Source organism: Anaerosolibacter carboniphilus (genome assembly GCF_014205875.1).
In the GTDB taxonomy this organism is placed as follows: domain Bacteria; phylum Bacillota; class Clostridia; order Peptostreptococcales; family Thermotaleaceae; genus Anaerosolibacter; species Anaerosolibacter carboniphilus.
Genome location: NZ_JACHEN010000009.1, coordinates 143,983 through 162,771, shown reverse-complemented (window position 1 = coordinate 162,771; position 18,789 = coordinate 143,983). Strand labels below are relative to the sequence as shown.

The 18,789-nt window shown below is 37.6% G+C and carries 15 protein-coding genes, 1 riboswitch and 3 other annotated features; of the genes, 9 read left to right on the top strand and 6 right to left on the bottom strand.

Translation table 11 applies throughout. The features are described from left to right. Nucleotides 1–157 precede the first annotated feature (157 nt). Together HNQ80_RS09035 and HNQ80_RS09030 are read right to left on the bottom strand one after the other, a co-directional pair. Entirely contained in the window at nucleotides 158–1,117 is a 960-nt protein-coding gene (locus tag HNQ80_RS09035; RefSeq protein WP_184310316.1) for a 2-hydroxyacid dehydrogenase, read from the bottom strand. Nucleotides 1,118–1,365: 248 nt separating this feature from the next. Continuing rightward, nucleotides 1,366–1,569, bottom strand: a complete 204-nt coding sequence (locus HNQ80_RS09030; RefSeq protein ID WP_184310315.1) for a hypothetical protein — start codon at nucleotides 1,567–1,569, stop codon at nucleotides 1,366–1,368. Between the two features lie 72 nt (nucleotides 1,570–1,641). Continuing rightward, nucleotides 1,642–1,884: a binding site (T-box leader), on the bottom strand. Between the two features lie 837 nt (nucleotides 1,885–2,721). Between HNQ80_RS09030 and HNQ80_RS09025 the strand changes: the two genes are divergently transcribed. Both HNQ80_RS09025 and HNQ80_RS09020 read left to right on the top strand, forming a co-directional pair. Further along, a complete protein-coding gene (locus tag HNQ80_RS09025; protein ID WP_184310314.1) occupies nucleotides 2,722–3,222 on the top strand; it encodes a S4 domain-containing protein in 501 nt (166 codons plus the stop codon). Between the two features lie 25 nt (nucleotides 3,223–3,247). After that, nucleotides 3,248–4,096, top strand: a complete 849-nt coding sequence (locus HNQ80_RS09020) for a GNAT family N-acetyltransferase (protein ID WP_184310313.1) — start codon at nucleotides 3,248–3,250, stop codon at nucleotides 4,094–4,096. Nucleotides 4,097–4,190: 94 nt separating this feature from the next. Here HNQ80_RS09020 and ilvB read toward each other — a convergent pair whose 3' ends face one another. Then, nucleotides 4,191–5,888, bottom strand: coding sequence for a biosynthetic-type acetolactate synthase large subunit (ilvB, locus tag HNQ80_RS09015; RefSeq protein ID WP_243183080.1), 1,698 nt, complete (start codon nucleotides 5,886–5,888; stop codon nucleotides 4,191–4,193). Nucleotides 5,889–5,902: 14 nt separating this feature from the next. Further along, the gene (ilvN, locus tag HNQ80_RS09010; RefSeq protein ID WP_184310311.1) at nucleotides 5,903–6,379 is read right to left on the bottom strand and encodes an acetolactate synthase small subunit; all 477 of its coding nucleotides are present in this window, start codon (nucleotides 6,377–6,379) and stop codon (nucleotides 5,903–5,905) included. Between the two features lie 46 nt (nucleotides 6,380–6,425). After that, nucleotides 6,426–6,651 (bottom strand) — a binding site (T-box leader). A 365-nt stretch (nucleotides 6,652–7,016) separates the two neighbouring features. Between ilvN and HNQ80_RS09005 the strand changes: the two genes are divergently transcribed. Continuing rightward, complete coding sequence (locus HNQ80_RS09005; RefSeq protein WP_184310310.1) at nucleotides 7,017–8,303, top strand: homoserine dehydrogenase; 1,287 nt, start codon at nucleotides 7,017–7,019, stop codon at nucleotides 8,301–8,303. A gap of 44 nt (nucleotides 8,304–8,347) precedes the next feature. After that, a complete protein-coding gene (locus HNQ80_RS09000) occupies nucleotides 8,348–9,670 on the top strand; it encodes an aspartate kinase (RefSeq protein WP_184310309.1) in 1,323 nt (440 codons plus the stop codon). 57 nt (nucleotides 9,671–9,727) lie between these two features. Here the strand turns inward: HNQ80_RS09000 and HNQ80_RS08995 are convergent, their stop codons facing one another. Further along, nucleotides 9,728–11,095, bottom strand: coding sequence for a PFL family protein (locus HNQ80_RS08995; RefSeq protein WP_330602814.1), 1,368 nt, complete (start codon nucleotides 11,093–11,095; stop codon nucleotides 9,728–9,730). A 10-nt stretch (nucleotides 11,096–11,105) separates the two neighbouring features. After that, nucleotides 11,106–11,375 carry an ACT domain-containing protein gene (locus HNQ80_RS08990; protein ID WP_184310307.1) on the bottom strand — a complete coding sequence of 90 codons (270 nt, stop codon included), beginning with the start codon at nucleotides 11,373–11,375 and terminating at the stop codon, nucleotides 11,106–11,108. A gap of 146 nt (nucleotides 11,376–11,521) precedes the next feature. After that, a riboswitch (glycine riboswitch) is annotated at nucleotides 11,522–11,612 on the bottom strand. Nucleotides 11,613–11,912: 300 nt separating this feature from the next. Further along, nucleotides 11,913–12,181 (top strand) — a binding site (T-box leader). Nucleotides 12,182–12,340: 159 nt separating this feature from the next. On the opposite strand from HNQ80_RS08990, the gene HNQ80_RS08985 reads away from it, so the two are divergent. The 5 genes from HNQ80_RS08985 to HNQ80_RS08965 all read left to right on the top strand — a co-directional run bounded on the left by HNQ80_RS08985 (nucleotide 12,341) and on the right by HNQ80_RS08965 (nucleotide 18,580). After that, nucleotides 12,341–13,855 carry a 2-isopropylmalate synthase gene (locus HNQ80_RS08985; protein ID WP_184310306.1) on the top strand — a complete coding sequence of 505 codons (1,515 nt, stop codon included), beginning with the start codon at nucleotides 12,341–12,343 and terminating at the stop codon, nucleotides 13,853–13,855. Nucleotides 13,856–13,940: 85 nt separating this feature from the next. After that, on the top strand, nucleotides 13,941–15,203 hold the full coding sequence (gene leuC / locus HNQ80_RS08980) for a 3-isopropylmalate dehydratase large subunit (RefSeq protein ID WP_184310305.1): 1,263 nt from the start codon (nucleotides 13,941–13,943) through the stop codon (nucleotides 15,201–15,203). An 11-nt stretch (nucleotides 15,204–15,214) separates the two neighbouring features. Continuing rightward, on the top strand, nucleotides 15,215–15,703 hold the full coding sequence (gene leuD, locus HNQ80_RS08975; protein WP_184310304.1) for a 3-isopropylmalate dehydratase small subunit: 489 nt from the start codon (nucleotides 15,215–15,217) through the stop codon (nucleotides 15,701–15,703). 24 nt (nucleotides 15,704–15,727) lie between these two features. Further along, nucleotides 15,728–16,801: a 3-isopropylmalate dehydrogenase gene (gene leuB, locus HNQ80_RS08970; protein ID WP_207726931.1), complete on the top strand. Its 1,074-nt coding sequence runs from the start codon at nucleotides 15,728–15,730 to the stop codon at nucleotides 16,799–16,801. Between the two features lie 270 nt (nucleotides 16,802–17,071). Continuing rightward, nucleotides 17,072–18,580, top strand: coding sequence for a DUF1846 domain-containing protein (locus HNQ80_RS08965; RefSeq protein ID WP_184310302.1), 1,509 nt, complete (start codon nucleotides 17,072–17,074; stop codon nucleotides 18,578–18,580). The last annotated feature ends 209 nt before the right edge of the window (nucleotides 18,581–18,789 follow it).

Genomic DNA, 18,789 nt, shown 5'->3' with positions numbered 1-18,789 from the left:
CAAAGCTAGTTGCATAAATATAGCGCCAATCAATGGATTGACGCTACACATTTTTAATTATTTCCACTGTCTACTTGACAGGGGGCAGTTCATAACCAATACGGTTTTTATGCACGATAAAATAGGATCAGAGAGTTATCAATCTGCGAAATCAAGATTATCCATTTACGATGTGAATAGGTTTTCTTTGAATAAAGGAATCAATATTATGAGCTAAGAGATCAATAAGCCTTTGTCTTGATTCGAAACATTTCCATCCAATATGTGGTGTAAGAATGACATTTCTCATTGAAAATAAAGGATTATGAAGCTCGGGAGGTTCAGGATCTTGAACATCAAGCCCTGCACCTGCTATCATTTCATTTTGTAGGGCTTCAATTAAATCCGTCTCTTTGATAATAGGCCCTCTAGAAGTATTTATGATAAATGCGGAGGTCTTCATCATCTGTAACTTTTCTTTATCAATAAGATGTTTTGTATCTTTAGTTAGAGGACAATGGATGGTGACAAAATCACTATCACGAAGTAATTCATCGAGGGAAACCGATTGAATATGTTCGTCATTCCATTGTTTAGGTGTCCTATTATAGACAAGGATGTTCATACCTAAAGCTCGAGCGACTTTTATTACTTGCTGTCCGATTGTGCCTGCGCCAATTACGCCAAGGGTTTTGCTTTGAACTTCGAAATGAGGTAACTGAAGATGCTTGGTAAAGTTATCATAGTTATGCTGTTTGATCATGATTTGTTGTTGCATTAATGAGGAACTCAAGGTCAAAATAAAAGTAATGGCTAGTTGAGCCACTGCTTCGGTGCTATAACCAGGAACATTGCAGACGGCAATGTTTCTTTCTCTTGCGGCGGCAATGTCAATATTGTTATAACCCGTTCCAGCTTCACAAATAAGTTTAACAGAAGAAGGGAATTGATGAATAATATCTCTTCCGAGGGGTAATTCCTTGGTGATGACAATATGCTGGCCTTTAACTCTTTCTAAAATTTCAGCATCGATGCTTTCATCATACATAGTAAAAGCAGTGAGGTCTATTAAAGGCAAAAAACTAAGCTTGTTATCAAAGTTTAGTTTTGCTGCGTTAAGAAAAACTGCATTTTTCATGACTACCTCCTTATGTTATATATTTACAATTACTAGTATAAGCTAGCCAAGGAGAGGTGTCAAAATATTTTGTATATTACAAAAGAAAAAGCAATACTTCGTAGGAGATAACGTGATGCTAGCCTTTGAACAACAAATCAGAAATAACGGCAAAAAATCTTTAAGAAGAAATCAGGTGGTTATATATGAAGATTCTTACATGAAATCTTTCATAGATAACCACCTATCTAAGAAGAATACAAAATACATTATTTCGCAATTTTTAAAAATGCATAAAAGTCAGATTGAAAGAAATTTAGATCGTCAGTATAAGCTCCCTGGCCCCAGAAATTCATTGCAGTCATTTCTTTTTCTTGAATTTCTGATATATTCAGTGTTTTTTTATCATCTGAAATCGTGATAGATGAATGATCCTTCGTTGCGTTTAATAAGTTTACTGCTACATTGTACATAATTACTCCTCCTTTAATTTGTTTGTTCAAATGAATTGTTTTGAATAAAAAAATCCGTCCTTAAAATATTATCTTAAGGACGAATCGTAACTCGCGGTACCACCTTAATTGTTTCTCCATATGAAAAAGGGGAGAAACCTCTTTTTGTTCAAATGAACCTGAGCCTTTATCGAGGCCAATCGGTATCAACTACTCTGTCAAATTTCGAAGATACTGCTCCGGAGTGATTTATATTTTATGACAGTATCGGTTTTCAGCGACCACCGACTCTCTGAAACTGTAGAAATAAAATATTTTCTCCATCAATGCGTTCAGAATATTCAGTTAATTTTTAATATTTTAACAACTATTTGCCGCGATGTCAATAGATTTTGAAGAAAAAATAAAAGGTAATTCTTAGAAGTGTTTTTTTAGAAGTTGGACCAGACTAGGATATATAATAATAAATAAAACGTAGGAAGATAAACAAAATATGTATCATAAAAGCAATAAGAACTGGAATGTATAAATTGGGTATATTTCTAACATTTGTAAATGACATATTTACAATATAGGATTTTTTATGTAGAATATTATTGAATTCATAATCTAGAGGAGAGAAGTAAGTAATGACACCAGTTAATTGCTAATATTAATTTTAATGAAATTAATATCTATTTTCAGAAAGAGACTTTTTGTACTTAGCTTAGGCTAAGCTTGTTTGTTGTGCTCTTTTATGAATTGGCAATTAAGAAGGTAACTTACTTCACTAGAGTAAATGATTGAAAATTGATTAGATTTTATATGGAGTAAATGGAGTATTCTGTTTTTGAGGGTACATTTCTTTACTTGTATATAACTATGACTTTATTCAGTTATGTGAATCATCGACTTTATTTTAGGCTGTAAGAAGAATATATCTTCTTATGGTCTTTTTATTTTGTAGAAAATTTAAATATAGCTCTGGAATTAAAAACTTCTAATTTGCCTATAGGGCATAGCAAGCCTCAAAAAATATGGGAGGTGATTATATGACACCTGTTATTAAGGTAATGGATCTAAATCAATAGACGGAAGGAGTAGTTTATGATTGATACATTATCGAGAAAAGTAGATCAAGAATGTATTTTTATATTCCTTACCGTAAAACAAATAAAATTGGAGGTAAGGAATATGGAGAGAAAATTAAGTTTAACTTGGAACATATATAATGGTGAAATAGATCGAGCAGAAAGATATTGTCATAATTGTGGTAAGCAAGTAGAGTTCGTTGATTCATTGAAGAGAAGGCAAAATGCAAATGGTAAAAATATATTTCATTTTGCCATCTTTAAATGCCCCAAGGGACATACATGGAATAAGAGAATAGATATCTTTAAAGCAATAGCTGGATTGAAGAATGATGGCGTGAAGCTTGAACTTGGAGAAATGAGGTATGATGAGCTTAGTATCGCAAACCTTATCGAAGAAGGTATTTATGAGGTTGAAATCTATATAAATATATTGGAACAAAAAGTGAGAGTAGATAAATTTTTATCTTCAAGAATACAGGATATTACAAGGGCAGAAATTACAAAGCTAATTAATGAAGGTTTTATCAAGATAAACGGAAATAAGGTCAAGACAAAAACGGCGTTGAAAGAAAAAGATATTATTATGTTGGATATTCGTTAATGAGGCATAGAAAAGGAGAAACAGAATGATAACAATGACAAATGGATTCACGGCTACTAAGGATTTTAAGAATCAATACAATGAATTGATGATGCATGTCTTTGGTTTTAGTTTTGATAAATGGTATGATCGAAACATCTGGGATGATAGTTATGAATGCTATTCAATGATTGAGAATGGGATCATGATTGCCAATGTCTCAGTTTCCAAAATGAAGTTGCGTATAAATAACTTGCCTCATGATTATTTGCAGTTTGGTGCAGTAGCTACAAGAGAAGAATATAGAGGAAAGGGGGTAGCTAAGAAGATAATAGAGCATATCATGGACCTTTATCCGAATACACCAAGCTTTCTCATAGCCAATGACAGCGTCCTGACGTTCTATCCTAAATTTGGGTTTGTACCTGTAGATGATCAGCAACCTTATATATCATGCAATCTAAAAGATGATGAGGAAATGATAAGATTGGATATAGCTGATCCTAAGGTTGAGCAGTATCTAAAAGAACGAAATCAGTTTTCAAAGGTTTTTGATTGCACAAATCCATATGGAATCAATTGGTTTCACCTTCTATACGAATTTCACAAGGATATTTATGATATTCCACAGCTTGAGGCCATGATGATTGCGAGGCAGCAAGGGAATACCCTTGTAATTTATGATTTAGTTGCTACGAAGCGTATAAGGTATGAGGAGCTTTTGCCGAATCTTCATTTTCCAGGCGTAGAGATGATTAAATTTGGATTCAATCCGGACTGGCTAGAAATTCCCTATAAGACGATGAAATATAAGTTGGAAGATTCAACTTTATTTGTCAAAGGTGATTTCAAAGTACAAACGAAGTATATAATGCCCCTATGTATAAGAACTTAAAAATCGTTTAATAGACGATATATGAATAAAGAAGTTTAGGATCAAAATGAAGAGAATGTGCCAAAGCCAATATTGGTTAGGGCACATTCTCTTTTTATATATTTTTAGTCATTTCTTCGAGGCCTTTTCCTGCAAGAACGATAGGAAGAACTAGGTTTTCGGCATCAATAGGGCATTCTATGATTGTAAACTTTCCATTATGCAAGGCTTTTTCCATAATTTTAGAGGCTTCCAAAGGATCATCGATGCGATATCCTTCAGCACCAAAGGCTTTTGCCAGCATAACGAAATCTATCTTATTTTCAAAATGTACGCCAGTATAGCGCTGACCCGAGTAATAATGCTGAAGTTGGCGTACCATTCCCAAGGTTTGGTTATTAAATATCAATATTTTAATAGGTAACCCTAGTTCAGCAATGGCGCCGATTTCTGTCATGCCCATCTGAAAACTTCCATCACCTGTGATGGCAACAACCAAATGATCAGGTTTTGCAATTTGTACTCCAAGGGCGGCTGGAATACCATATCCCATTGTTCCGAGTCCACCTGATGAAATAAAGGAACGGGGTTTATTAAAAGCATAGTGAGTAGCCGTCCACATTTGGTGTTGACCTACGTCTGTGGTAATCAAAATATCTTCAGGAGCCATTTTGGATAGTTGACTAAGAATCCAAGGTACATTGAGGCCCGTTTTTAAAGGTACAGACATTTTCTCTGGTGAGATAGTCGCAATAGATTTATTTGAAATTAGATTTTTGTCCAAAAGCTTCAGCATATCAACCAGGATGTTTTTTATGTCGCCTACAATAGGTATGTCAGCCCTTATATTTTTTCCAATTTCAGCAGGATCAATATCGATATGGATGATTGTAGCATTTGGTGCAAATTTATCTGGATTACCCACCACACGATCATCAAACCGCATCCCTAGGGCTAGAAGACAATCACATTGTTGAACAGCTTCGTTGGCCGATTGACTGCCATAGGTTCCAAGCATTCCAAAAAATTCTTTGCTCCTAGCAGGATATGATCCTAAACCCATTAATGTGGAGACGACCTTCCCTTTGGTCATATGTGCTATTTGCTCTACCTCATCGGATGCATTGCCATGGATAACACCACCACCAGTGCAAATGACTAGATTTTTTGATTCTTGAATTGCATGGACTGCTTTTTTAATCATAGCTGGGTGCCCTTTGGTTGTTGGTTTATAGCCTCGAATATCTACAGATGGACAATGCTTGAATTCGGTGATATCCATAGAAACATTTCGAGGAATATCTATCAGTACAGGACCTGGTCGACCTGTTTTCGAAATGTAAAAGGCCTCTGCTACAATGCGAGGTAAATCTTTAATATCCTGCACCAAATAGTTGTGTTTGGTGATTGGGTGGGTAATACCAGTAATATCTACCTCTTGAAAGGCATCGGTGCCCACCATGGCTTGTGGGACTTGCCCTGTAAAAAAAACGATGGGGATAGAATCCATATAGGCTGTGGCGATACCAGTGACCAAGTTGGTTGCACCAGGACCAGAGGTAGCCAAGCATACGCCAACACCTCCTGTTGCACGAGCGTATCCACTGGCAGCGTGGGCTGCCCCTTGCTCATGTCGTACAAGAATATGTTTGATCGAACTGTTGAGCAACGCATCATATATCTCCAGAACTGTGCCGCCAGGATATCCAAAAATCACTTCAACACCTTGATCCTCCAATAGTTTTATCAATGTTTGTGCACCATTTAGCCGCATAGGCTTAAACCACCTTTCCAATAAATAATCATAGTCCATATCTATCGTTTGAATTAATTACTTCGCAGCATAGAAATTGTTCCTGTTTTAGCCAATTCCTTGATCTTAAAAGGCTTTAATGACTTAATAATCGCCTGGATTTTTGCTTCATCTCCTGTAGCTTCAATGGTCAGAGATTTTTGTCCGATATCTACTACACGTGCTCTAAAAATATCCATGAGCTGGATAATCTCAGTTTTGGTTTTGTTATCAGCAGCTACTCGAATTAATAGGAGTTGGCGATCCACCGTTTCTTGGGAAGTAACATCTTGGACTTTAATGACATCGATTAGCTTATGCAGCTGCTTTGTTACCTGCTCAATAATTTTGTCATCTCCGTCTACAACGATAGTCATTCGTGAGAGACTTGGTTCTTCCGTTGCACTAACGACTAAGCTTTCAATATTATAGCCTCTTCTGCTAAATAAGCCAGAAACCTTAGAAAGCACACCTGGGTTGTTCTCTACCAATACGCTTAAAGTATGTTTCATGATGAAAACCTCCACATTCTAAATAATAAAAAAACACATGCATCCCAGAAGGGACGAATGTGCAATCCGCGGTACCACCCTATTAGATTTATTAAATCAATAAATCCTCTCAAACCTGTAACGTCAGGGAAACGGTAAGACCTACTGAATGATCCACTCTTATTCAGTCTTACAGTTCAGGAATGACTTCACTATGTCTATCAGCTAGTTCCCACCAAACACTAGCTCTCTGAATGACTTTCATAATTACTATTTTCCATCATTACTTTTGCCTATATGAAGTTAATTAGTGATTATTATACATGGGTTAGAGATTATATACAAAGACCAATTATAAGGATTTAAGGCGATTATTTTAAATTAGCAGTAAATCGCTAATTGTTTCTGAATATTTAGCAAATTAATCATGTTTTTGGCCTTCTTTGATGTGGAAGTTTAATAATGTGAGAAAATGATTCATTTTTAGCATTGTGTATGAATAGAGGGGAAGATGTGGCTGCTCAATATCAAGAAAAAATAAAGATAAAATAAAAAATATAGTTGACAAAACATTCAGAAAAAGATTAAATAGAGAGATATAGAAATGTATATCTATACGAGAAATAATGATTCAAGGTATAAGAAAAGAGGTATTTAAATGGGAAAAATAAAAATTGGATTGATGGGATTTGGTACAGTTGGAAGCGGCGTATGGAAAATAATTCAAGAAAACAGAGATAAAATTATTGAAAACTGTGGCTATGAGATTGAGGTATCCAAAATACTCGTTCAAGATTTAGCTAAAAAAAGAGATGATGCAATCGCCAAAGAGATGTTTACTGACAATCCTACAGATATACTTGAAGATGAAAATATTGAAATCATCATAGAAGTTATGGGAGGCATAGAACCAGCAAAGGAGTATATTCTAGAAGCAATAAAACGTAGAAAACATGTTGTCACGGCTAATAAAGCCCTTCTTGCTTCCCATGGAGGCGTGCTCATGAAAGCAGCTAAGGAGGCGAATGTAAAATTACTGTACGAAGCAAGCGTAGCGGGAGGAATTCCCATTATTCATGCCATCAAAGAAAGCTTATCAGCAAATAGGATAAACCGAATCATGGGTATCTTGAATGGAACAACCAACTATATTCTAACCAAAATGACATCTGAAAAAATGGAATTTGAAACTGTTCTAAAAGAGGCACAAGGAAAGGGATATGCAGAAGCGGATCCCACCAGTGATGTGGGAGGATATGATGCAGCATATAAACTGACAATACTAGCCAGGTTGGCCTTTGGAATAGATGTGAAGATAGAGGATGTTTATCGTGAGGGAATTACAAATATTACGCCCATCGACATTGAATATGCCACGGAGCTAGGTTATGTAATTAAGCTTTTGGCCATTGCAAAAGAAGTTAATGGAGAGATTGAGTTAAAAGTACATCCTACATTTATTCCGAAGGAGCACCCACTAGCGGCAGTGGGAGATGCTTTTAATGCAGTGTATGTGAAAGGAAACGCCGTGGGAGAATTGATGTTTTATGGGAAGGGAGCTGGAGACTTACCAACAGGCAGTGCCGTGGTTGGGGATATCATATCCATCATTCGAGAAGGTAAGCATCAAAATAAGCGCGTAAGTGAAAAGAATGAAAAAAATCAAAATAGAATAAAGGATATGGGCAGCAATCAAGGAGAGTACTATGTGCGATTACTGATAAAAGATTATCCAGGTGTATTAGGGAAAATTGCGTCCTTGTTCGGTAAGTATAATGTCAGCTTGTCTTCCGTTATTCAGAAAGGCAAAGAAGAACCTGCTGTTTCTCTTGTATTCATTACCCATGATACAGTTGAACTGAATGTTCAGTATGCATTGACAGATATTGCAAAATTACCAGAGGTTATCCGTATCGCAAACTTGATTCGTGTTGAAAACGTATAGAAGTAGGGACGTTTATTAATTATTGTAGTGTAGGGGGAAATAAAATGAATGAAGTCATTGTAGCGAAATTTGGTGGGAGCTCGCTGGCCGATAGCAAGCAGTTTTCTAAGGTGAAGGAGATTGTTTTATCAGATCAAAAGAGAAGATATGTTATACCTTCTGCGCCCGGGAAGAGACATGCTGAAGATCATAAAATCACGGATTTATTATATTTATGTCATCAACATGTAGCCCAAAGGCTTCCCTTTGATGAGGTATATGGTATTATTGAAAGAAGATATATGGATATTTGCCTTGAATTAGGACTTTCATTGGATATGAAGGATATATTAGAGGAGATCAAAGGGAATATTGCTATAGGAACTTCAGCAGATTATGCTGCCAGTCGTGGCGAATACCTCAATGGAATCATTCTTGCAGCCTATCTCGGATATGAGTTTATTGATGCAGCAGAGCTAATTGTTTTTCAGAAAAGTGGACAGTTTGATGCTGAAGCTACGCAGAATAAGGTACAGACGCGATTGACATCTGCCAACCAAGCCGTAATACCTGGATTTTATGGAGCCATGGAGGATGGTACTATCAAAACTTTCTCTAGGGGTGGGTCAGATGTAACAGGTTCCATCATTGCAAGGGGTGCAGGCGCAACCTTTTATGAAAACTGGACGGATGTTTCAGGCTTTTGTATGGCCGATCCTAGAATTATTAAAGATCCAAAACTCATTGAGAAGATTACCTATAAAGAGCTGAGAGAGCTTTCTTATATGGGTGCTTCAGTACTCCATGAAGAAGCCATATTCCCAGTGAAAAAGGAAGGCATACCGATAAGGATTAAAAATACCAATGCACCTCAAGATGAAGGTACGCTAATTGTCAGCGATCTTTCTCCTATCAACTATTCTGGAACGATCACTGGTATTGCAGGAAAAAGGGGTTTTACTGTGATATCCATAGAAAAAATGCTGATGAGCTCAGAAAAGGGCTTCTTCCGTAAACTCCTTTCTGTATTGGAGGTAAATGACATTTTTGCAGAGCATATGCCGTCAAGTATTGATTCTGTTTCATTGGTCATTGCAGATTCAGAGCTTCGAGATAAAATGGAAAAGGTGATAGAGGATATACGCACTCAATTGAATCCGGATTCTGTAATCGGTTATCCCAATATGGCGCTGATTGCTGTGGTAGGGCGAGGTATGATCAAAACCAAGGGAATATCGGCCAAGGTCTTTGGCGCATTGGCCCAAGATGGTATCAATGTTCGGATGATTACCCAGGGTTCAAGCGAGTTAAATATCATCGTTGGCATTGAAAATGATGATTTTGAAAGAGGAATCAAGGCGATCTATAAAGCATTTGAAAGCAAATAAACAAAACTGGTACAGGATTATAATCCTGTACCAGTTTTGTTTCCATATTCAATTTATTTAGTTTTTAAAACTATGAATAGGTGCAGGAATACGTCCTCCACGATGAATAAATCCAGCACTGGAAAACTTACTTACGGACATAATGGGAGCTTTGCCTAAGAGACCTCCAAAAACAGCCTCATCTCCAATATCTTTTCCATATACAGGGATTAATCGAACGGCTGTGGTCTTATGATTGATTACGCCGATAGCAGCTTCATCGGCAATGATGGCTGAGATTGTAGAGGCTGGTGTATCACCAGGAATTGCAATCATATCAAGGCCAACAGAACATACACAGGTCATGGCCTCTAATTTTTCGATATTCAGTGAACCAGCTGTTACTGCATGAATCATCCCTTCATCTTCGCTGACGGGAATGAAAGCACCACTTAAACCACCTACATGGGATGATGCCATGATACCACCTTTCTTTACAGCATCATTCAAAAGGGCCAGCGCTGCAGTCGTGCCATGACATCCACAGCTTTCTAAACCCATCTCTTCTAGAATTCTAGCCACACTGTCACCTATTGCAGGCGTAGGGGCAAGGGATAGATCTACTATCCCAAAGGGGATACCAAGCCTTTTAGAAGCTTCTTGAGCCACCAGTTGGCCTACCCGTGTAATTTTGAATGCTGTCTTTTTAATGGTTTCTGCGATAACATCGAAGCTGGCATCCTTTAAGTTCATAAGGGATGACTTTATGACGCCAGGGCCGCTGACACCAAGATTTATGATGGATTCTGCCTCGCCTACACCATGAAATGCACCTGCCATAAAAGGATTATCTTCAACGGCATTGGCAAAGACCACGAGTTTTGCGCATCCTAGGCTATCCTTGTCCCTCGTGAGGTAAGCCGTTCTCTTTATGATTTCGCCCATATCTCTAACGGCATCCATATTGATTCCAGATTTTGTACATCCAATATTGATAGATGAGCATACCCGATTTGTACAGGCCAGGGCTTCTGGAATAGAATCTAACAGAATCTTATCTCCTTTTGTATATCCTTTGTGCACAAGGGCTGAAAATCCACCAATAAAGTTTACACCAACAGCTTCTGCCGCTTTATCTAGTATTCTTGCAAATTCTATGTAATTTTTATCGTCACTGGCTTGAGCAATAAGTGAAATGGGTGTTACTGAAATTCTTTTGTTAATGATGGGAATCCCATATTCAGTTTCAATATCATTACCAGTAGCGATTAAGTTTTCAGCTAGTTTTGTGATCTTATCATAGATTTTTGTTCGAGACGTTTTACCATCGCTATTACAGCAATCTAAAAGAGATATTCCCATGGTAATGGTACGAATATCTAGGTTTTCTTTGTCAATCATTTGAATGGTTTCCAATATATTTTGCGTATTTATCAAGCTGTTCATCTCCTATTCCTTAAATGGTATGCATTGAATGAAAAATAGCTTCATGTTGAATTTTTATTGTGATGCCAATATCCGATGCTGCATCTTCAAGCTTTACTTTCAATTGGCTAAATTCACAATTCATTAATGCTAAGTCTACAAGCATGACCATGGTAAAATAATCTTGCAATAGAGTCTGACTGATATCCAGTATATTTACGTTGCTTCTGACGAGTACAGAAGCAACGCCATGAATAATGCCTATCTTATCCTTTCCAATCACAGTGACAATTGCTTTCATTTTTTGATCTCCTCCTAAGAATAAGCTTCTGGGTGAAGTAGCAAACAAAAAAGAGACTGAAGATAGAACTTAGTCTCTGGAAGCTGAAAGATTATGCATTTAAAATACAACTCAATATAATCAAAAAATGAGTAGAACATTTTAAATGAAAATCCTCTGTCCTTTTACCTGAGAGTTTCACCAAAAAAATTGGCTTTCCCCTTCGGTGCTCCTTTGAGTCTCTCCAGAGGCACGTCCAATAGCGGTTAAATCATTCTCCCGCTACCTTCATCCGAAGCTATAAAATTATGTGACTTTTATTCTAGCACAATGTATTTATATAAATCAACAATAAAATTAGAAAGAAAATATCAAGAATTTATAAAATTTTTCTTCACTCCTGTGACATTTAGTGTATAATAATACACTTGAAAGAATAATTAGCCACGAATAAATATTAAGACATCTATAGCTAAAAAAATATGAAAAATATTTTTTATATTGTTGACAGACAATTATGAAAAGAGTAAAATAAGTTTTAATAATTAATTGAATATTTAAAAAGTAAAGACGGAGAGAAAAATATGTTTTTTTGCCTACAGAGAGCTGGCGGTTGGTGTGAGTCAGCGGAAGAGACATATACAATACTCACTCCTGAACTGCCAAGGTGAAATGAGTGCTTCAGAGTAATTAAGGCCGGTATGCTCAATGTCACCGTTATATGACAAGGGTTAAAAGGATTATTTGTTCCTTCGACCTGGTGAGACAGTCCATGGGAATGGATTGTGAAAAAGGGTGGTAACACGGGAGAATCTCTCGTCCCTAGGGTATAGTTCTATATATCTTAGAGACGAGAGTTTTTTATTGTTAAGAAAACCAATGGGCAACAAGTTTTTTTGAAAACACATAATACAATATACAAAGTACACAACGTGATAAGGAAATGGAGAAAAAGGGTCAACAAAATAAAGGAGAGGTGATAGATCATGGGCAGATTGATCAAAATATTTGATACCACATTACGAGATGGAGAGCAATCTCCAGGGTGCAGTATGAATCTACAAGAAAAAATTCAAATGGCAAAGCAGTTGGAGATCTTAAAGGTAGATGTGATTGAAGCAGGGTTTGCTATCGCATCGCCAGGAGACTTTGCAGCGGTGAAGGAGATTGCAAAAAGTATTAAAAATTGCACTGTTGCCAGCTTGGCCAGAACACTTCCTAAAGATATCACTTGTGCTTGGGAAGCGATACAATATGCAGCCCAACCAAGAATTCATACTTTCATAGCCACATCAGATATTCACATGAAATACAAGTTAAAACTAAAGCCTGATGAAGTCATAGAAAGTGCTATCAGCGCTGTAAAATTAGCAAAGCAGTATTGCGCTGATGTCGAGTTTTCAGCAGAAGATGCGACGAGAAGCAATCCGGCCTTTTTATATAAGATTATAAAGGCAGTTATCGATGTAGGGGCAACGGTAATCAATATTCCCGACACGGTGGGCTATAGTACGCCAGATGAAATTTATAGCTTAATTTACGGAATTTCACAAAATGTATCGAATATCCATAAGGCTGAGATTTCGGTTCACTGTCATAATGACCTAGGCTTGGCTGTAGCCAACTCACTTGCTGCGGTAAAAGGCGGGGCAACTCAAATCGAATGCACCATCAATGGTATAGGCGAAAGAGCAGGTAATGCAGCATTAGAAGAAATTGTCATGGGCATTCATACGAGAAAAGATATTTATAGTGTTGATTGTAATGTAGAAACCAAACAGATATTGCGCACAAGCAAATTGCTCAGTACGATTACTGGGATACAGGTACAGCCTAATAAGGCCATTGTAGGGGCTAATGCCTTCGCCCATGAATCTGGGATTCACCAGCATGGTGTCATGGAGGAAAGAAGTACTTATGAGATCATGTCACCAGAAACCATAGGATTATCTCAAAACAAAATGGTTTTGGGAAAACACTCAGGTCGCCATGCTTTTCATGAAAGATTAAAAATGTTAGGTTTTGATGTATCCAAAGAAGAACTAGACAGAGCTTTCTTAAGATTTAAAGAACTAGCAGATAAAAAGAAAGAGGTCGACAATCGAGACATAGAAGCTATCATGACAAAGGATTTCGTAGAAGCCAGAAAAGTTTATACATTGAAGAACTTTGTGATTAACAGTGGAAATAAAATGACAGCCATGGCTACTGTTAAGTTAGCCCATCATGGGAAGGAAAGCGAAAAGGTTGCAACGGGAGATGGACCAGTTGATGCAGTATTTCGTGCCATTGAACAAATTATTGGGAAGAAAATCATACTGCAAGACTATTCTCTTCATGCGGTAACAGAAGGAAAGGACGCCCAAGGTGAAGCGATCGTAAAAATAAAAGGTGATCAACGAATATATACGGGAAGAGGATTGAGTACGGATGTTATTGAGGCCAGTATCCACGCCTATGTAGAAGCTTTAAATAAAATGGTGGATGACACTCCCATTTGAACAGCAGAACTTGTGGTAAGAAGAAATAGGTGGGTATAAGAACCGTTTCTTATAAAGTGTGAATCATGAAAAGGAGGAAGAAAACATGGGAATGACAATGACTCAAAAAATATTAGCGAGTCGAGCAGGAATTAGCCAAGTTAAAGAAGGTCAGTTTATCCAGGCTAATCTGGATATTGTACTGGGTAATGATGTTACGGCACCCGTAGCAATAAAAGAGTTTGAGCGAATGGGTACTACAGAAGTTTTTGATCGAAAAAAAGTGGTGCTTGTCCCAGATCACTTTACACCCAATAAGGATATAAAGTCTGCAGAACAGTGTAAAATGATGCGTGAGTTTGCCATGATAAAGGAGATAGAGAATTATTTCGAAATAGGAGAAATGGGAATTGAACATGCACTTCTTCCGGAAAAGGGGTTGGTAGTGCCCGGTGATGTGATTATTGGTGCCGACTCCCATACCTGTACCTATGGAGCCCTAGGTGCCTTTGCAACAGGAGTCGGAAGTACTGATATGGCAGCAGGAATGGCATTAGGGAAATGCTGGTTTAAGGTGCCTGGCGCTATAAAGTTTGTGCTAAAAGGAAAACCTCAAAAATGGGTAAGTGGAAAAGATATCATCTTACACATCATCGGAAAAATAGGAGTGGAGGGTGCTCGATATCAATCTATGGAATTTGTTGGAGATGGCGTTCATTATCTCTCTATGGATAGTCGCTTTACCATTGCTAATATGGCGATTGAGGCTGGTGCAAAAAATGGAATTTTTACAGTAGATGATGCTACCATTGATTATGTTCGTGCCCATTCTATAAAGCCATATGCGGTATATGAGGCCGATGGGGATGCGGAGTATAGCAAAACATATGAGTTTGATCTAGGACAAATTCGACCTACAGTGGCATTTCCCCATCTACCAGAAAACACTCGAGCTATTGATGACGTTGGCGATGTAAGGATTGATCAGGTAGTGATTGGATCCTGTACTAATGGGCGGATAGAAGATATGCGTATAGCGGCAGAGGTATTAAAAGGAAGAAGAGTGGCAAAAGGAATGCGTACTATTATCTTTCCTGCAACCCAAAATATTTACTTGCAGGCTCTAGAGGAAGGCTTAATCGAAACATTTATCAAAGCAGGTGCGATCGTCAGTACCCCTACCTGTGGACCATGTTTAGGGGGACATATGGGAATTCTTGCAAAAGGGGAAAGGGCCATTGCGACTACGAATCGAAATTTTGTGGGTAGAATGGGACATCCTGAATCAGAGGTTTATTTAGCTAGTCCAGCGGTGGCAGCCGCTTCAGCTTTAACAGGCAAGATAACAAATCCAGAAGATGTGGCATAGGAGGGATTGAGATGGAAGTCAAAGGTGTTGTGTTTCGTTATGGAGACAATGTGGATACGGATGTAATTATTCCAGCAAGATATCTGAATACATCTGAGCCAGAAGAATTGGCCAGACATTGCATGGAGGACATTGATGATACCTTTTTTCAAAAAGTTGAAAAGGGAGATCTCATCGTGGCAGGAAAAAATTTTGGATGTGGTTCTTCCAGGGAGCATGCTCCTATTGCAATCAAAGCTGCAGGGATATCCTGTGTAATCGCAAAAAGCTTCGCTAGAATATTTTACCGCAATGCCTTCAATATTGGATTACCAATATTGGAATGTGAGGAAGCAGTCGATGACATAGAAGCTGGCGACTTACTAAAGGTGAACTTATCAAAGGGAATTATCCAAAATGTATCAAAAGAAAAGACGTATCAATCAGAGCCTTTGCCTGAATTTATGCAGGAAATCATTGCAGCCGATGGGTTGATCAATTATATAAGACTACAAAGATAAAACTGAGAATTGGAGGTTTTAATGATGAATTTTCATATAGCAGTGATTCCTGGTGATGGTATAGGGCCAGAAATTATGGATCAGGCACTACTAGTGCTAAAAGAAATCGGCAGCATATATCATCATGAATTTCGGTTTTCAGAGGTGATGATGGGGGGATGTGCCATAGATAAAAAAGGTGAGGCGCTGCCGCAAGAAGATTTGACTATTTGCCTAAAAAGTGATGCCGTATTATTAGGAGCTGTAGGTGGAGAAAAGTGGGATCACCTACCTGGTGATCAAAGACCTGAGCGGGGGCTGCTGCGACTTCGAAAGGAGCTAGGGTCTTATGCAAATATTCGTCCAGCTGTTTTATATAAGGAACTAAAGGATGCTTGTCCATTAAAGTCAGAAATCATTGGGGAGGGCATTGACCTTTGTGTAGTCCGGGAGCTAACAGGAGGTATTTACTTTGGTGAGAAAGGTCGACGACGAGGAACTATGGGAGAACAGGCCTATGACATAGAAATATATAGTGAGACAGAAATAGAAAGCATTGCCCGTACGGCTTTTGAAGTGGCCAGAAAAAGGAACAAGAAGGTTACCAGCATTGATAAGGCTAATGTCCTTGAAAGCTCTAGGCTATGGAGAAGTGTTATGGAAAAGGTAGCTGGCGAATATGATGATGTGGTATTAAACCATATGTATATCGATAATGCAGCCATGCAGCTTATCAAAAATCCAAGTCAATTTGATGTAATTGTAACCACCAATATGTTCGGAGATATACTATCCGATGAAGCCAGCATGATTACAGGGTCTATCGGTATACTACCGTCAGCCAGCTTAGGAGAAGGCAAGATCGGTATCTATGAACCGATTCACGGCTCAGCACCAGATATCGCTGGTTTGGATCTAGCCAATCCAATCGGGATGATCCTTTCGGCGGCCATGATGCTAAGATATTCTTTTGATTTAGAGTCAGAAGCGAAATCTATAGAAAATGCGGTGGTTAATATTCTAGGAAAAAATATACGCACAAGGGACATCATGGGTGAAGGAATGCATCTGGTAGGTACAAAAGAAATGGGGAAACTTATTGCAGATGAATTAAGATAAAGACAATTACAGATCAGATAGTGGAAAAGTGATTTAATTTTTAATGAATCCAGCAAAAACAAGGATTGCAAAACAATGCGATCCTTGTTTTTGCTTTTCAGATGTCGTGGAATAAAAAAATAAGCTTGCTTTATTTTCCGGTGGAGATACTATTTACTTTAGCCAAAAACTATGCAATAATAAAATGTCAAAAAGCAATGTGCGTGAAGAATTATAAATATATATTAACAGCCACTACTTGAGCAACCATTATATGATAAGGAGAAAATTATGAGAATAGGATTTGATCACAAAAAATATTTAGAAGAACAGTCCAAATACATTTTGGAAAGAGTGAATGATTACGATAAGCTATATCTAGAGTTTGGTGGAAAGCTCTTGTTTGATCTTCATGCTAAGAGGGTGCTGCCAGGATTTGATGAAAATGCTAAAATCAAGCTGCTACATAAGCTAAAAGAAAAAGTTGAAGTAATCATTTGTGTATATGCTGGAGATATCGAAAGAAATAAAATCAGGGGAGATTTTGGCATCACATATGATATTGATGCCCTTAGATTGATTGATGACTTAAGAGCCTATGAATTAGATGTAAATAGCGTTGTGATCACAAGATACGATGGACAACCTGCAACGACTGTGTTCATAAATAAATTGGAACGCAGAGGTATCAAAGTGTATACCCATCGGGCTACGAAAGGATATCCGACAGACGTTGATACGATCGTAAGCGATGAAGGATATGGCAAGAATCCATACATCGAAACAACGAAACCTATTGTTGTTGTTACAGCACCAGGGCCAGGAAGCGGTAAGCTGGCAACCTGTCTGAGTCAATTATACCATGAATACAGACAAGGTAGAGTCGCAGGATATTCAAAGTTTGAGACATTCCCTGTATGGAATGTTCCTTTAAAGCATCCGTTGAATATCGCATATGAGGCGGCAACTGTAGATTTAAAAGATGTAAATATGATCGATTCATTCCATTTCGATGCCTATGATAAGATAGCAGTAAACTATAATCGAGATATTGAAACATTCCCCGTCCTTCGTCGGATTATTGAAAAGATAACAGGAGAAGAGGCTGTATTTAAATCTCCTACTGACATGGGTGTGAATCGAGTAGGCTATGGGATCATCGATGACGAAGTGATCAAAGAGGCTTCAAAGCAAGAGATTATTAGAAGATATTTTAAAACAGGCGTTGAATACAAAAAAGGTTATGTAGATAAAGAAACTTTTGAAAGATCAAAGTTGATTATGGAAGAACTTAACCTGAAACAAGAGGATCGCAAAGTTGTTTTACCTGCCAGGGAGCGTTCGGCCAAATTAAAAGAGTTATCCAATAAGGGGGAAGTATGCCCTGTTGTAGCCATAGAACTAAACGATGGAACGATATTAACTGGTAAGAATTCAAATATAATGGATGCAACGGCGGCTGTTATTCTAAATGCTGTAAAACATTTTGCAAATATATCTGATGAAATCCATTTGATTTCTCCTGTGATTCTTGAGCCAATCATTAATTTAAAGTCAAAAACTTTAGGCAGTAAGAGTGCAGCTCTAGATAGTGAAGAAATATTGATTGCTCTTAGCATCTGTGCGGTTACCAATCCAACAGCTCAGGTAGCCATGGAAAAACTAGGCATGCTAAAAGGCTGCCAAGCCCATTCGACCACAATTTTAAGCATGAATGACGAACAGACCTTTAGAAAACTTGGTATCGACGTAACCAGTGATCCTGAGTATTCTTCTGAGAGTCTATACTATAATAGTTAATGGTTGAAAGATAACTAGCGATATCTAAAATAAATATTGATGTCAACAAAATAGAGTGATCATTCCTTAGAATGAGAGCTCTATTTTTATTTTAATGGGAGAAATAAAAAAATGTTGACAAAGGAATAAACATAAATTAAAATGAATAAATATACACAACGATGTAATAATAAGTATGATATAGAATGGAAAGAAAAGTATGTCCCAAT

What these genes read in the sequence shown, in the direction of transcription:
- HNQ80_RS09005 (WP_184310310.1), top strand. Translation starts at nt 7,017, where the DNA reads ATGGGAAAAATAAAAATTGGATTGATGGGATTTGGTACAGTTGGAAGC.
- HNQ80_RS09035 (WP_184310316.1), bottom strand. Translation starts at nt 1,117, where the DNA reads ATGAAAAATGCAGTTTTTCTTAACGCAGCAAAACTAAACTTTGATAAC.
- HNQ80_RS08990 (WP_184310307.1), bottom strand. Translation starts at nt 11,375, where the DNA reads ATGAAAGCAATTGTCACTGTGATTGGAAAGGATAAGATAGGCATTATT.
- HNQ80_RS09000 (WP_184310309.1), top strand. Translation starts at nt 8,348, where the DNA reads ATGAATGAAGTCATTGTAGCGAAATTTGGTGGGAGCTCGCTGGCCGAT.
- leuD (WP_184310304.1), top strand. Translation starts at nt 15,215, where the DNA reads ATGGAAGTCAAAGGTGTTGTGTTTCGTTATGGAGACAATGTGGATACG.
- HNQ80_RS09030 (WP_184310315.1), bottom strand. Translation starts at nt 1,569, where the DNA reads ATGTACAATGTAGCAGTAAACTTATTAAACGCAACGAAGGATCATTCA.
- ilvB (WP_243183080.1), bottom strand. Translation starts at nt 5,888, where the DNA reads ATGGACTATGATTATTTATTGGAAAGGTGGTTTAAGCCTATGCGGCTA.
- leuB (WP_207726931.1), top strand. Translation starts at nt 15,728, where the DNA reads ATGAATTTTCATATAGCAGTGATTCCTGGTGATGGTATAGGGCCAGAA.
- HNQ80_RS09025 (WP_184310314.1), top strand. Translation starts at nt 2,722, where the DNA reads ATGGAGAGAAAATTAAGTTTAACTTGGAACATATATAATGGTGAAATA.
- HNQ80_RS08985 (WP_184310306.1), top strand. Translation starts at nt 12,341, where the DNA reads ATGGGCAGATTGATCAAAATATTTGATACCACATTACGAGATGGAGAG.
- ilvN (WP_184310311.1), bottom strand. Translation starts at nt 6,379, where the DNA reads ATGAAACATACTTTAAGCGTATTGGTAGAGAACAACCCAGGTGTGCTT.
- leuC (WP_184310305.1), top strand. Translation starts at nt 13,941, where the DNA reads ATGGGAATGACAATGACTCAAAAAATATTAGCGAGTCGAGCAGGAATT.
- HNQ80_RS08995 (WP_330602814.1), bottom strand. Translation starts at nt 11,095, where the DNA reads ATGAACAGCTTGATAAATACGCAAAATATATTGGAAACCATTCAAATG.
- HNQ80_RS09020 (WP_184310313.1), top strand. Translation starts at nt 3,248, where the DNA reads ATGATAACAATGACAAATGGATTCACGGCTACTAAGGATTTTAAGAAT.
- HNQ80_RS08965 (WP_184310302.1), top strand. Translation starts at nt 17,072, where the DNA reads ATGAGAATAGGATTTGATCACAAAAAATATTTAGAAGAACAGTCCAAA.